General features: G+C 55.7%; 20 protein-coding genes. 13 read left to right on the top strand and 7 right to left on the bottom strand.

Annotated elements, in window-relative coordinates:
- Positions 1-144 precede the first annotated feature (144 nt).
- The gene (locus H7688_RS10775; protein ID WP_246329780.1) at positions 145-807 is read left to right on the top strand and encodes a magnesium chelatase domain-containing protein; all 663 of its coding nucleotides are present in this window, start codon (positions 145-147) and stop codon (positions 805-807) included.
- A 77-nt stretch (positions 808-884) separates the two neighbouring features.
- Here H7688_RS10775 and H7688_RS10780 read toward each other — a convergent pair whose 3' ends face one another.
- From H7688_RS10780 to H7688_RS10790, 3 genes are all read right to left on the bottom strand, one after another.
- Positions 885-1112 carry a protein L gene (locus tag H7688_RS10780; RefSeq protein WP_183361115.1) on the bottom strand — a complete coding sequence of 76 codons (228 nt, stop codon included), beginning with the start codon at positions 1110-1112 and terminating at the stop codon, positions 885-887.
- A 348-nt stretch (positions 1113-1460) separates the two neighbouring features.
- Entirely contained in the window at positions 1461-2048 is a 588-nt protein-coding gene (locus tag H7688_RS10785) for an ImmA/IrrE family metallo-endopeptidase (protein WP_183361116.1), read from the bottom strand.
- Between the two features lie 3 nt (positions 2049-2051).
- Positions 2052-2387: a helix-turn-helix domain-containing protein gene (locus tag H7688_RS10790; RefSeq protein ID WP_183361117.1), complete on the bottom strand. Its 336-nt coding sequence runs from the start codon at positions 2385-2387 to the stop codon at positions 2052-2054.
- Between the two features lie 704 nt (positions 2388-3091).
- On the opposite strand from H7688_RS10790, the gene H7688_RS10795 reads away from it, so the two are divergent.
- The 9 genes from H7688_RS10795 to H7688_RS10835 all read left to right on the top strand — a co-directional run bounded on the left by H7688_RS10795 (position 3092) and on the right by H7688_RS10835 (position 6394).
- Positions 3092-4096 (top strand): replication initiation factor domain-containing protein, encoded by a 1005-nt coding sequence (locus H7688_RS10795; protein ID WP_183361118.1) that lies wholly within the window; start codon positions 3092-3094, stop codon positions 4094-4096.
- Positions 4097-4168: 72 nt separating this feature from the next.
- Positions 4169-4390, top strand: coding sequence for a hypothetical protein (locus H7688_RS10800; protein WP_183361119.1), 222 nt, complete (start codon positions 4169-4171; stop codon positions 4388-4390).
- Positions 4377-4595, top strand: a complete 219-nt coding sequence (locus H7688_RS10805) for a hypothetical protein (protein WP_183361120.1) — start codon at positions 4377-4379, stop codon at positions 4593-4595. The genes H7688_RS10800 and H7688_RS10805 overlap by 14 nt, the downstream gene beginning before the upstream one ends.
- Before the next feature lie 132 nt (positions 4596-4727).
- Complete coding sequence (locus H7688_RS10810; protein WP_183361121.1) at positions 4728-4943, top strand: hypothetical protein; 216 nt, start codon at positions 4728-4730, stop codon at positions 4941-4943.
- Positions 4936-5166: a hypothetical protein gene (locus H7688_RS10815; RefSeq protein WP_183361122.1), complete on the top strand. Its 231-nt coding sequence runs from the start codon at positions 4936-4938 to the stop codon at positions 5164-5166. The genes H7688_RS10810 and H7688_RS10815 overlap by 8 nt, the downstream gene beginning before the upstream one ends.
- 87 nt (positions 5167-5253) lie before the next feature.
- Positions 5254-5403 carry a hypothetical protein gene (locus H7688_RS10820; RefSeq protein WP_183361123.1) on the top strand — a complete coding sequence of 50 codons (150 nt, stop codon included), beginning with the start codon at positions 5254-5256 and terminating at the stop codon, positions 5401-5403.
- Between the two features lie 112 nt (positions 5404-5515).
- Entirely contained in the window at positions 5516-5686 is a 171-nt protein-coding gene (locus H7688_RS10825) for a hypothetical protein (RefSeq protein WP_183361124.1), read from the top strand.
- A 154-nt stretch (positions 5687-5840) separates the two neighbouring features.
- Positions 5841-6113, top strand: a complete 273-nt coding sequence (locus tag H7688_RS10830) for a hypothetical protein (RefSeq protein ID WP_183361125.1) — start codon at positions 5841-5843, stop codon at positions 6111-6113.
- Between the two features lie 107 nt (positions 6114-6220).
- Positions 6221-6394 carry a hypothetical protein gene (locus H7688_RS10835; RefSeq protein WP_183361126.1) on the top strand — a complete coding sequence of 58 codons (174 nt, stop codon included), beginning with the start codon at positions 6221-6223 and terminating at the stop codon, positions 6392-6394.
- A gap of 329 nt (positions 6395-6723) precedes the next feature.
- On the opposite strand, the gene H7688_RS10840 is transcribed toward H7688_RS10835, so the two are convergent.
- Entirely contained in the window at positions 6724-7380 is a 657-nt protein-coding gene (locus tag H7688_RS10840) for a recombinase family protein (RefSeq protein ID WP_183361127.1), read from the bottom strand.
- A gap of 169 nt (positions 7381-7549) precedes the next feature.
- Between H7688_RS10840 and H7688_RS10845 the strand changes: the two genes are divergently transcribed.
- Positions 7550-7834 carry a hypothetical protein gene (locus tag H7688_RS10845; RefSeq protein WP_183361128.1) on the top strand — a complete coding sequence of 95 codons (285 nt, stop codon included), beginning with the start codon at positions 7550-7552 and terminating at the stop codon, positions 7832-7834.
- A gap of 202 nt (positions 7835-8036) precedes the next feature.
- Here H7688_RS10845 and H7688_RS10850 read toward each other — a convergent pair whose 3' ends face one another.
- Both H7688_RS10850 and H7688_RS10855 read right to left on the bottom strand, forming a co-directional pair.
- Positions 8037-8417 carry a hypothetical protein gene (locus tag H7688_RS10850; RefSeq protein WP_183361129.1) on the bottom strand — a complete coding sequence of 127 codons (381 nt, stop codon included), beginning with the start codon at positions 8415-8417 and terminating at the stop codon, positions 8037-8039.
- Complete coding sequence (locus H7688_RS10855; RefSeq protein WP_183361130.1) at positions 8414-10036, bottom strand: recombinase family protein; 1623 nt, start codon at positions 10034-10036, stop codon at positions 8414-8416. Before H7688_RS10855 ends, H7688_RS10850 begins: the two co-directional genes overlap by 4 nt.
- 67 nt (positions 10037-10103) lie before the next feature.
- Between H7688_RS10855 and H7688_RS10860 the strand changes: the two genes are divergently transcribed.
- Positions 10104-10511, top strand: a complete 408-nt coding sequence (locus H7688_RS10860; RefSeq protein ID WP_246329781.1) for an ATP-binding protein — start codon at positions 10104-10106, stop codon at positions 10509-10511.
- Here the strand turns inward: H7688_RS10860 and H7688_RS10865 are convergent.
- Positions 10498-11976 carry a recombinase family protein gene (locus H7688_RS10865; protein WP_183361131.1) on the bottom strand — a complete coding sequence of 493 codons (1479 nt, stop codon included), beginning with the start codon at positions 11974-11976 and terminating at the stop codon, positions 10498-10500. The genes H7688_RS10860 and H7688_RS10865 overlap by 14 nt on opposite strands.
- A gap of 158 nt (positions 11977-12134) precedes the next feature.
- On the opposite strand from H7688_RS10865, the gene H7688_RS10870 reads away from it, so the two are divergent.
- Positions 12135-12308 carry a hypothetical protein gene (locus H7688_RS10870; protein ID WP_183361132.1) on the top strand — a complete coding sequence of 58 codons (174 nt, stop codon included), beginning with the start codon at positions 12135-12137 and terminating at the stop codon, positions 12306-12308.
- Positions 12309-12689: the final 381 nt, after the last annotated feature.

The following is a 12689-nucleotide window of genomic DNA, read 5'->3' on the forward strand; positions in this document are numbered from 1 at the left end:
ATTTCGCCGCGCGTGCTATGCTTTTTGCTGCGTTTGTTCCTACCCCAAAAGTCTTGGGCATTACGAGGTTCGCTCCTACCACATACCGCAAGGTGAAACCGGTAGGGGCGAATCTTGTTTCTGCCTGTCTGCAGCGGAGGGCTCATGCTCGCCAAGGTCCTCTCCAGTGCGCTCCTGGGCATCGACGCGATCCTCATCGACGTCGAGGTCGACATCGCCCAGGGGCTGCCGCAACTCGCCACCGTCGGACTGCCGGACAACGCCGTCAAGGAGAGCAAGGACCGCGTCAAGGCCGCCCTCAAGAACACCGGCTACGAATTCCCCAACCGCAAGATCACCGTGAACCTCGCCCCTGCCGACGTCAAGAAGGAAGGGGCTTCTTTCGACCTCCCCATCTCCATCGGCATCCTGGCCGCCACCGCCGTCATCAAACCCGAAAAATTGGGCCGCTACATCCTTCTGGGAGAACTCTCCCTGGACGGGAGCGTCAAGCCGGTGCGCGGCTGCCTGTCGGTGGCGGTCGCGGCGCGCGAGGCTGGCCTTGCCGGCATCATCATCCCGGCGGAAAACGTCTGCGAGGGTGGGGTCGTCGAGGGGGTCGAGGTTATCGGGGTGAGCGAGCTGTCCCAGGTGGTGGATTTCCTGAACGGCAAGCTCGAGATCCCGCCGTATCGCGCGGAACTCGCCGACCTGTTCAGCCAAGGAGGGGAGCCCGGAGACGACTTCAGTGAGGTGCGCGGCCAGGAGCACGCCAAGCGTGCACTCGAGGTTGCCGCGGCCGGAAGTCATAACCTCCTCATGTTGTAGTGTGCAAGACCCAATTCGATAAACAAAAAAACCGGCCTTTTGGGGGCCGGTTTTTTGTTGGTTTGCTGCTGGAAGCGCTAGTTGTGTCCCACCACCAGCCGCCAGCGGATGTTTCCCTGGGAGTAGGAGTGCTGGTGATGGTTCTGGGGCGGCATGACATGCCCCTGTGTTGAGACTACCTCGCGCCCGCACCCTTCGCACCGGTAGATGCCGGAGTGGGGCGTGACCGCGCCAGGGTTGGTTAAGGTGTCAAACGCCTCGCTGTCGGATTGTTGAAAGAATTTCGGATACTTGTAGTAAGTCATCTCTTGGCCTCTGCGATCTTGAGAATCGGGCGGGGCTCAACCCCGCCCGAAGGTGAAGGTTAAACCCAAATCGGCCACGCCCGGAGTCCGTACTCCGATGCATAGACGCGCTTCCCGCCCCTCGTGATCCAGGGCCTAAAGATCAGCCGTTTTCTACGCTGCCTCAAGGCACATCACCACCCTCTTGGAAATAGATTTTTTCAGCTTGAGGGGTAGTGAGTTGTGTGATAATGTGTCGTTGTCAAGCAACACAACACACAGCTTTCCCCAAAGCTGCCCGGCAATTCTCCATGCCGGGGAAAAGGCACCCTGTAGTTCCCCAACTACGGGGTTTCCTTTTCTAAGCGCTCAACCGGCTACAAGGCCTAGTTGGCGCAGTCTACGCTCAACGAAAATCAGGTTTACCTGGAAGTGCTGAGCAAGATCATATAGGTTGTAGCCTCGTCTACACAGGGCGGTGATCGCAGCTCTAGGCATTAGTACCGCTGCTGCAAACCGCCATGCCTGCCACTCCGGGTCTTCGTAGGCTTTCAAGTCCCTCCGCCTGTACAGGTTGACTTCCCCTTGCCCTTCTTTCTTCTGCGCGAACACCTGCTGGCGTCCGTAGTTTCGGAGAACCGGAACGTGCAGTATTGCGTGCCCCAACTCATGCCCGGTGGTCGAGTGCAGGAACTGCCGCGCAGTAGGGTCCTCTACCAAGCTAAGGTCAATTACCATCTCGTTTTGGTCGGTCAGCCCATAGATACCAGCAGGCAGGTTTCTGTAGTCGGGCTGAACGCCGGTCAGGTCCTCCAGGTGTAGATCAACAAACTGTTCGATGAAAAAGGGCTCTTCTGCGCTCAAAACACTCGGCTGGTACTGGCGCAGGAGGTGCTCAGCCTTTCTCTCGATGGTCTCGCGGCTCATGCCAGGAAACTTGAAGTCGATTGATGCCATGTCTCACCTTTTTTGCTCAAGCGTCTTCAGCATTTCAAGCAGGTCCTCGTCAGAGAGGTCCTCGGCAAGTCGAGCAAGTGCGAAGCTAGACTGCGGCCTTGACTCGTAAAGAAACCGGAGCTTTTCCTTTAAGAGTTGTGATTCCTGTCCTGCCTTAATCAGTGCGTTGTCTTTTACCCCGAGCACCTTCTGGATCGCCTCAAGCACTTCTGGGGTAGTCCGTCTCCTCCCGTGTTCAATGTCTGAAATGAAGCCGATGGACAAGCCTGTCGCTTCCGCGACGTCCCGCAAGGTCTTCCGGGCACGTTTCCGTGCATCCTTCAGCGCAGCGGCAAGCATCGCTGTACCTCCTTTCCTCCCGTGGTTGGATACGATAGTAAGAACATCATTTACGCTAAATCTAGCGTAAATGGCGCCGGAAGGCAAGCAGTTTTTTTGTCCCATTTTTAGCGTAAAAGTCGTCCGTCTCTTTGGGCAACTTAACACAAGATGTGGTGCCGAGTCAAACGCACGCAAATTAAAAAACTAGGGACAATAGGTGTTTACAGGAAATAGTGTATGCAGTATGCAATAGATGTTGTGGTTGTTGCCTGTGTAACCTTCGGATTCGACTGGAGAAGTTAGCACTCTGACGTTGAGAGTGCTAAAATTGCTTTATCGCAGAAGATTGGTGAAAAATAATGTCAAGCCAGTCTCTCTGGCGAGCCATTCTCACGATCCTCGCGGATTCAACGTCAGGGGATTTCCGACTTTAAAATAGCTCGGTTTATCAATAGTTATAGTAATTGGCACAGAAAGGTCAGGTGGAAGCCTTATCATCCACGGGCCTCATCCTTTTCACATGTGCCATCCGGTAACCTGAGCCTTGCCAACACTTCGACGGCCCCAGCCGGGTAGTTCCCACGCCCCCCCCTCCTCCGTGCAGTATTCTATAAACTCAGCCAATCGCAGAAAATTTTCCAAGCTGTGACAAAAAACGGTCGTTTTTGCGTATATAAAATTAATGAAAGCGAACATTTCATTAACGGAGAATACGTGACACCATGACGCAGCAGCACCACCGACCCGGCCATGCCCTCATAGACTGGCTCGGGTTCTCGATCCCCCAGACCTACAACTGGCCCGCCCACTCTTTCACCCCCAACGACATCACGCCGCTGCTCCAGGAGTTATTCGGAATCGACCCGCAGGGCGTCACAGTCAAAACCAGAAGCGCGAACTGGTACAGGCACCGGCACATGGTGACCACTGCCAGCGGGGTACCGCTGCTCCACGTCTACACCGAGCCGACCGCTGAGCAGAACCGGAACACCACTGCCTTCGCGGTCACCGGCTACGCGCTCAGCTCCAGGCCCGACGCTCTGCACACCCTGGACCCCGTGGAGCTGGTGCGGAAGATAGACGCCATCGGCGGCAACCTCACCAGATTCGATGGAGCATTAGACCGCTTCGACGGCAAGCCCACCCTGGCCCTCATGCGCGAGGCATCGGCACCGGATGTGTGGAGAGACCGGACCATCACCGCTCTCTGTCGAAGTTCGCAGCCGTGTGGCATCTGGGACCAAAGCATTTACTACGGCCACCTGAACAAAGGAACTTGCATCCACGGGTACGACAAGGGCAAGCAGACAGGCGCAGACTTCCCCTGGTTCAGGCTGGAGTTTCGCACGAAGGACCGGGACTTGCTCAGGACTGTCAAAGAAGAGATTGTGGCGGGTCGCTCCATCGGGGAGCTTGTGGCGGGATTACTGGCACGGTACCTCAGGTTCGTGAATCCAGGCACCCGGTCGAAGTACAACCGGCCCACTTGCACCTGGTGGGAAGACCTAATTGCCGAAGGAGCCGCCTTTGAGCTGAAGAGGCATCGCGCCGGTAAGACCGAGGAAACTGTGGAAGGGAAGAAGGCCCCGTCTAAATTCGCAGTCACGCGGTACCTCAGTGAGGCGTTGAACCTTGACGGGCATTTCGGTGATGTGGCCGAAGCCATCCGCGTAGTGTATGCCAACCTTCAGGTAGCCCAACAGTGGAATTTGCAAGAAGAGCAGTAATACACATACCCCTCGTTTTTACCTGTTTCAAACAAATTTAGAAAAATCGACAACCTACAGGAGACCACAACAATGAAATTTGAAACCGCCATGAAGGAACTCATCGCAGCCAACCGCAACAACCCCGAGGCCAAACGTGCAATCCGTGAGACCTTGCACCTGGTTGAACTGCACCTCATCGAGACCGTCAAGAAGCACCAGACCGCCAAGGCCCTAGCTTCGACCGAGCCGCGCAGCGGCGAGGTAGGAGGGGCGCAGCCCCTCCCCCAGGAGGCCTACCATGCCCACGCTTAACCGCGTCGGAGATACACTCCGTAAGGCGATCCTCCCGGACGACTTACAGACGACGAAATCGGCCCCGGAATACCGGATCAAGATGGACGCCTGCAAGTCATTCGTGGAGATCGACGGCGAACTGTGGGAAGACGAAGACCTGGAGCGGGTGAAGCAACTCACCTCCATCGCGCAGCAGCTCACCATCTTGGCGCAGCACCTCTAACCAGCTCTGCCCCACCTCTTCATCGGGGCACTACCCGGCCCCCGGCCCGGACCAACGCCGGGGCTTCTCCTAGCCGGGGCGCTGCCCGGACAGCAGCGCCCCAATCATCTCAACCGAAAAGGAAATAACAAAATGACCGACATCACATTCCGTAACCATCGCGGCGGCTCCTTCACCCCGTGTGACGGCCCCCTCATTATCCACACGAAGTCCGAGCTGGACGGCTTCTCCAAAGGCCAGACCATCATCGGCCCTGACGACACCGAGTACACCCTCATAGAGTCTCACTGGCTCAACGACCGCATTTGCAGGCTTACCTTGATCCCGCTGGAGGTTCCCAGTGAGTAACAGGCCGAAACTCATGGTCGCAGTGAGGATCGAGATGTACGACGGCTCCGTGAGGCGCGAGTCGGTAGCGATCCCGGCGACTGACCCCGCCGCCGCCTGCCGCGCTGTCGCCGCCCTGGCTCGCGGTAACTTCAGCGCGAAGTATGCCCGCCCTGCGGTCTTCGCAGACATCGACCCGCACCAGATCGAAGACATCACCGTTCAGTTTCTCGGCCACGCCTAACCCGCGAAGGCCGACCCACAACCACATCGACGCCACGAAGGCCGCTCACATCCCCTGAGCGGCCTTTGTCGTTTCAGGAGAACCGACTTGACCCTCTACGCCGTCACCTTCAGCACGTCCCGCAGGACCAGGACGATCACCACCCGCGCCAGCTCGCCGGACATCGCAGAGGCGATGGTCACCGCCTGGCTCAAGCTCCAGGGCCTTCAGCCGCTCACTGTTGCCGCGAAGCAGTAGCCACGGCTTCCATATTTAACTTCTGGCGGTACTTCTCGCGCGACCCACACCAACACCCATGCACCACATCGGCCTAACCAGGCCGTTCCGACTATCCAGGAGACAGAAACTAATGACAGAGACACCCACCACCAAGAATTTCAGGATCACCTACGAGGTACGCCGTGAAGGCGAGATCGTAAGGCGGTCCCAGATCGTCGGCGCACCCGGCTCTACGCTGCTGTCCGGCTCTTCACCGACACCCAGGTCCAGCAAGGTCTGCCTTGCCGCATCGTGCGCATAGGAGCTGCGGCATGATCGAGCACACCCTCCACGTCCCGAAGAGTTCAGCTCAACACATCGCCGCTCCCCGCGCATCCGCTGGCGGTCCTGAGTGCGGTTATTGCGGTCGCCCTGGCGTACCTGCTGGCACACAGTGCCCCGCCTGCAAGGTCTGGATGCCATCAGAGTGGAAGCGTCCCAGGCGCGGCTTCAGGCCCACCGCAGCAGCCAGCGGTGAATATTGGCCGCGCCATGACGGCGAGATAGACCACGGCCCCCAGGCGATCAGGTACCCCGGCGACCGCGCCGACGATCCCAGCGACGAGCTGGCACCGTACCAGGAACTGCTCGACGCCTGCCATGATTCAGCCGCCGACGAACTGGACGACCCATGTGACCCAGCCAACTGGACCGACGACCAGGACGCAGAAAAATTCACGCCCGAATAGATATTCTTGCGTGAATAACTACCTGAAAATACACAATTTTTGCGATTGACGACCTGCCGCTCATGTGGTAGCTTCCCGCCCATCTTATTTTCCCATTGGAGGTCCATGTGGTGCAGATTGACGCGCGGGAGCTGGAGGCAGAGGTTGGCTTGATGGAGGTGGTGGATGTGCCGAATGCCGCCGAGGATGAACTACGGAAGGCCAGCAAAGAAGGTGAGGCACTTGGGACTTCCGAAGAGGAAGACGACGATTTCCTATTGCTTTTCGATGACATCGAGTAGAAAAAAAGCTGCTTGCAAAGCCAAAACAGCCACCGGGAGCGCTCCCCTGGTGGCTGTTTTTGTTTAGCTCTAAGCTCAAGAATGACCCGCTCGCTTTGCTCGCGTTTCACTGTTAATCGGTAGGGTAGTCTCTGGCTCCCGCTGGTCTCTTCTGGTTACTCTATGGGTAGGTCGTCGCAGCGGCGACTCCCCAATTATACCATGAGATTAGAAATTGGTCAAGAAAAAACTAATGAGGGGAATAGGTTTTCCAATTTCATGAGAAATGCCCTTGTCCTGGTATGGCCCGCGCCGAGATTGGCCCTTGTAGGGCATCCTCTGCCGCCCGCCTAACCCTTCACACCTTCCGCGATCCTCTGCACCGTCGCAGCGTGGAAGGCCCCGCCTCTCTTCGTCTTGAAGCCCTCGCCGTTCAACCAGGTCGCGACAGCGGCCCAGCCCATCCCTTCCGCCCTCCTGGCGGCGATCATCGGCCCTATCATCTCAGCGAACTTTTCGGCGTTCGCCCTCCTGGCGGCAATCGAAGCAGCACGGCCCAGCGCCCTGGCCTCATCGGTCAGGTTCTCCGGGGTGCCCAGGCCTTCCTTACCTGCAAGAGCCGCCTTTGTGCGGATGCTGATAAGCTGGCGCTCCCGCTCTGCGAGCGACCCGTAAATGTGAAGGGTGAAGCTGTCGGCGTTCGGCATGTCCACGATCTTAAACGCCACCTCAGACTTTTCCAGCGCCGTGATGAAATGGAGGTCGCGGCTTATCCGGTCCAGGGTCTTCACCAGGAGGACTGCACCGCGAAGCTGAGCGTAAACCATCGCCTCCTTCATCTGGGGGCGGTCGCTGATGCTGCCGCTCTCGACCTCAATGAAGGTCTTGAGGATGACGGCCCCTTCTGCCGCTGCGAAGTCTTCAACCGCTTTCCTCTGCGCCTCAATGCCCAGGCCAGCCGCGCCTTGATCTTCGGTCGAAACCCTCAGGTAAGCCACGTATTCCATGGTGCCACCCTCTATAACATTTCTAACAACGTCCGTTTGTGCAAATGTTATAGCACTGGCGCAGGGTAAAGTCAACTGGCTCAAATGTGTGGTAGAATGTAATATATATGGATTGATAAATACATGCTCTTGTGGTAGGGTTGTGGCAAAAGAAAAATGGAGGTAACGAATGACAGTACGGATTGGCTGTGAAGGAGTCGAGGTTGTCGAGTCCTCAGACAGGCACACTTTGACAATGGTGCGCTTCAGTGTTCGCGTCGAGGGGGCGATGGAGACCAGGGTAGAGCACGCTTACGCTGTTGTCAGAGAGTCTGCCTGCACCGGGTCCAAGGAGAGGCGTCTTGAGGTATCGCTGCCTGAAGAGTACCGGGGAGCGCTTGACCTTTCTGACTCGGAGACCGTTGAGGCCGTGAGGGGGTACTATCTGAGTATGCCTTCACCTTTTGGGGCTTGAGTTACATGGGGAGGTCGGGGCGGCTAAGTATTGAAAGTCATAATTGTTTTTGCCGATGGGGCGTTCGCGGCCATGAAGGGTGCCAGCAGTATTATATAATGAAATCAGGTCCTTACCCCCGTGCCCCTCGAATTGAAAACCGAAAGTCATTCCTGGAAAAGGCGCTCGCCGCCGCGAAAAGTAGCGGGAAGGGTTATATAACCTACTGCTCCAACGCTCCCGGCCCCATCTCCCACACCTGAATCCCGTACCGATCAGCTACCAGCTTCAGCCGGTCCAGATACCGGTGCTCCTCTGGCTCCTCCAGGATCAGCACAATTCCAGGCCTTCGCTTCAGCTTCAGGCCGTAGAAAAGTGACTGTCCCACGGCCTCCTTCCACTTCGGCGCGAACTCGACCTCTACCGCGTACACCTCCGTAAGACAGTCAACGCGGCTCCTGTCGTCAAGCACCACCTCCTGCTCCCCTCCTGCCCTCTGGCACCATGCCGCCTGATATTCCCTCTCAGGGTGAAGGTGTCCGGCGATCACCGGGGAGCTGGACAGCGCCAGCAGCGCCCCGGCAATCAGTAGCTTCAACCTCATTTGCCCTCCCGACCGGACCACATGGTGACCGGTACGCGCAGCACTAGGTCTGTGTGCTTAAATTGAAGATCGACGGCGGAATGGTCGTACTCGATCACGGCCTTTTTGCATATCGACTGAAGGGCGGCGTTGAACCGCTGAGGGTCCAGCGTCTGCGCCCTGGCTGCGGCCTCCAGCTCCTTCAGCCGGGCCTCTACGGCAGCAGGCCGCAGGAGGTTGATTTGACCACGCAGCTTGATGATGTTCTTTCGGTCGCGCTCAACCCACTCATCTAGCTGCTCAATCTCATCTCGCAGGGTACGCGGCCCCCACTTCTCACGGAACACCGGCCCCTCTTCAATGATGTCAGTGAGCACATATTGAGGGTAGCTCGTGTCTGTTATGGACTCCTCTTTCAACGCCCCTACTTTGATAGCCTCTATCAGATTCCGACGCTGGCTGACAGCGCATTCCATGTTCGCTTCAGCCCGCGCAAGCTCAGCCTCCAGCGCCTTCAGCTTCTCCTGCTCTACCGGAATTTTAAGCCCAGCCCGCACGGCCTCCAGGAAAGACCCCTCAAGCCGGTAGTAGGGAATGGAGCGGTAGGAGCACAGCTTAGCCCCATGCTTCGCCGCACCGCACGCCAGATACTGAAATGTCTTGCCCTTGTTGACGCGTACCATTGCACTGTCGCAGACCGGGCACCGACCCAGGCCGGAAAAAATGTTCTGAAGGGGTACCGTTGCCCGCCGTCCCTTAACCCCTTTGCTGGTCTTCAGCTCCTGAGCACGCAGGAAGGTGTGCTCATCGACCACCACCGGGTAATATCCGGTTATTGGGTCCAGGGGAACGCGCTTCTTTTTTCCGCTCTTGTCGTACTCCAGCTTATGCGGAGTGATGACGCCGTACACTGCGGGATTCGCCAGAATTTTGATGATGTACGACTCAAACCACATCTGCCCCCGCCCCCAGGGGGCCAACCCCTCTTGATTGTACCGCTTCGCGATCCCGGACGGCCCCATACCAGAGAGGTACAGGTCGAACATCTCACGCACGCGCGCTGCCCGATCTTCGATCACCTGGAATTTCGCCGTCTCCTTGTTCAGCTTGAGCCAGTGGGGAGCCTTAGAGGTGAACGGCTTTTCCGCGATATTCTTTAGCTTATTGGCCCAGGCGGCTTTGAGGCGCTTCGCCTTGGTGGCGCTCTCTTCGTGGGCACGCAGGAAGGTCAGCAGCGACAGGATCAGCGCCATTGGATCGGAGTCGAGCGCCGCGCGGTCGTACTTGCGACCGTCGATCAGTGTGACAACTGTGATGCCCTCTTCGCAGATGTCCTCAAGGATGCGCTGCGCTTTGCGGGCAGATTGGCGGCTGATGCGGTCAAGGCTCTCAACCAGCAGGTAGCTCCCAGGCTCAACACGGCCCGCCTTCACCTCGTTCAGGAAGTCACCGAGTCGTCCGGTCTCCAGGTGCTTCCCCTGATAAGCAGAGATGCCTTCGTCGCGAAAGGTCAGGCCGTCGTCCAGGTCCAGGCCGTTCTCTGCGGCGTACCGCTTCGCGGCTTCGTATTGGCGGCGGGTACTGTCGCCCTTCGCCTGTTCGGGTCGGGAAAATCTCAGGTAGCTGTAGGCCTTCGGCATTGTATAACCCCTTATGGAATGGTAGTTTTGTATCACGGAAAAGCAATTGGGTCTAGCTCAATATAACATGCTGATGATAGGTCCGCCAGGATCCGGCAAGACCATGCTTGCCCGGCGGATCCCCTCCATCCTGCCGCCCATGCTCTTCGAGGAGGCTATCGAGACCAGCAAGGTCTACAGCGTCATGGGGCTTTTGGAGCGCGAGCACTCCCTGATTTCCAGCCGCCCCTTCCGCTCGCCGCACCACACCATATCCGACGTTGGCCTCATCGGCGGCAGCAACACCCCCAAACCCGGTGAGGTCTCCCTCTCCCATAATGGCGTCCTTTTTCTGGATGAACTCCCCGAATTCAAGAAGCACGTCCTCGAAGTGCTGCGCCAGCCGATGGAGGACGGGCGTGTTACCATCTCCCGTGCCCTCTCCAGCGTCACCTATCCGTCGCGTATCATGCTCGTCGCAGCTATGAACCCGTGAGGGTTTGGGCACTATTCCCTATTTCCTCAAGCTCAGGCAGGTAGTAAAAGGTAAAATTTAGAAAATCACCTTCAATTACGACCTTTTGGATCAAGTCTTTTGCAACCCTCCCTTTCTCATCCTCTCTGAGAAATCCCCAGAGGTCCGACAATCTTTTAGCTTCTTTGACCAAGTGGACGCGGTTCTTTTTAATGTTCTCTGCCGTTGCAATCTCTTCCGTAATAATTGGGATCTCGTCAGTAATCTGGTCCCTACGTATCCTTAGAGGCTCATAGCGGTCTTGAAATCCACGGTCATCGACAATTCCCGAGTATCTCATTTCGAAGAGTTGATCTATTTTGCCTTGCTGTGTTCGTAAGTTTTTGTTCAAAAGCTGAAGCCGTTCAGTCTTTTCTGCAATAACCATATCGTCTTGCGGAGTTCTGTCAGGATCAACCATTGTGATCCTTTCTAATCCAATTTTGAAATATTCGGTAATTACATCTTCGTTAATCTTTGTTTTACATTTTTTGCAAATATATCTTGGTTGCGTCATTCCTTTGTAGGCGCTGACATACATTTTCCCCCCGCAGTTGCCACATACCAGTAGGCCAGAATAAAGGTACTTACCTTCCTTTGGCACTGAGCTTTGATATGTAATCGGTCTGCCAGCAAGAATAAGCTGAGTTTTTTCCCACGTTTCAATAGAAATGATCGGATCCACATCTTGAATGACCCACTCGGTTTCGGGCTTAAGAACCCACGACTTGCTTTCTCCACGGTTCGTGCAGTAATTAGCTCGTTTTTTCCCTATGCACACGGTGTCGGTCAACAATCGCTTTAAGGTTGTGTTTCGCCAAGGCGACTTCCGAGCCCGAAATCCTTCCTCATTCAGCTGCTTGCACGTGGGCAGGAGTTTTTGCTTTTCGTTAAACAACTCAAAAGCTCTCCTGGCGACAATGGCCTCCTCTTCGTGCACGACTAATTTTTTATCGACCCACTTGTATCCGAACGGACCCCTGCCACCAATTGGCTTACCCATGCCTGCTCTAATGGGCACGGAAGCGGCCACCCGAGCTGAGATTTCCTCCCTTTCCCACTCCGCAAGGACAGCTATCAGCCCATAAAGCATCCTTCCACTTGGAGTGGAAGTATCAATGAGATCTTCCCCAATAGAGACTAAGGCAGCATTAAAACGGTTAAAGTACTCGGAGATTTCAAGTAAATCTTTGGCGTTTCTTGCTAGGCGTGCCAACTTGCTGAAGACCAAACCGCGGATTTTCTTGGTCTCTATGTCGCGCATCATCCGCTTAGCTTCCGGATGGTCGAGGACTGATTTGCCAGAAACCCCAGACAAGTCATAAACCTCCTCAACAGACCATCCTCTACCTTTGCAGAAGTCAACAGCCCTCTGGCGGTGGGTTTCAGGGCTCTCAGTGATTACTTGCTCATTGGTTGATACCCGTATCCAAATGCCTACTTTCATCTTTTTTTCCTTGCAAAAAATTATAATTTATCAATGTATCTCAAGGGATGTTCTTTGTAACTGGCTAAAAATAAATCGATTTCGCCTGTTCATGACTGGTTTGGCCTGAAAAGCGGCTATTGCCGCTCTGCGCAACTCCTGGAAAGGAGAGCGCACCTATGAAGAAAACAGCGGCAGATTACCAGACGAAGTTTACGTATGTAGAAATCTCGATTGAGGAGCTCAAGGTCAAGGCCGCATCGCTTCAAGCGATAATGAGGGCGGCAGCGGACAGGGCTACACTTCAGGACGTATCGGTAACCACCGGTTCGAGCTTAATAGCGATGGAATAATTCCAGGAGTGTATATTATGGGTAGGGAGATTACAAGTATCTGAAATCATACCAAAAATGGTATGACCAGCCTGCTGGGGGAGATGCCATTAACCTATCAGTAGAACAGAGATTTAATCACCAGAGGTCAATTCCCGTAGTCTCTCTTGCGTCCTAGAACGCACCGCGTCCCGATCTTCAGCCAGGTTAAGCGTAGGGGAATGAGAGCTGAAACTGGTTACGAAAACAGGGGAGGGTAAAGGTCGGCTACCGTTATCGGCAGCTTAGCCCTTTTTCCCGGCCGAAAAAACTTACGGACGGTTCTTATTGCTGCGATAGTGAGGACCATCGTGGACCTAAGATTGCGGTTTTAATAGAAAATGAAATTGAACACAAATACCA

The sequence above is a fragment of the Geomonas limicola genome (assembly GCF_014193675.1).
Lineage (GTDB): Bacteria > Desulfobacterota > Desulfuromonadia > Geobacterales > Geobacteraceae > Geomonas > Geomonas limicola.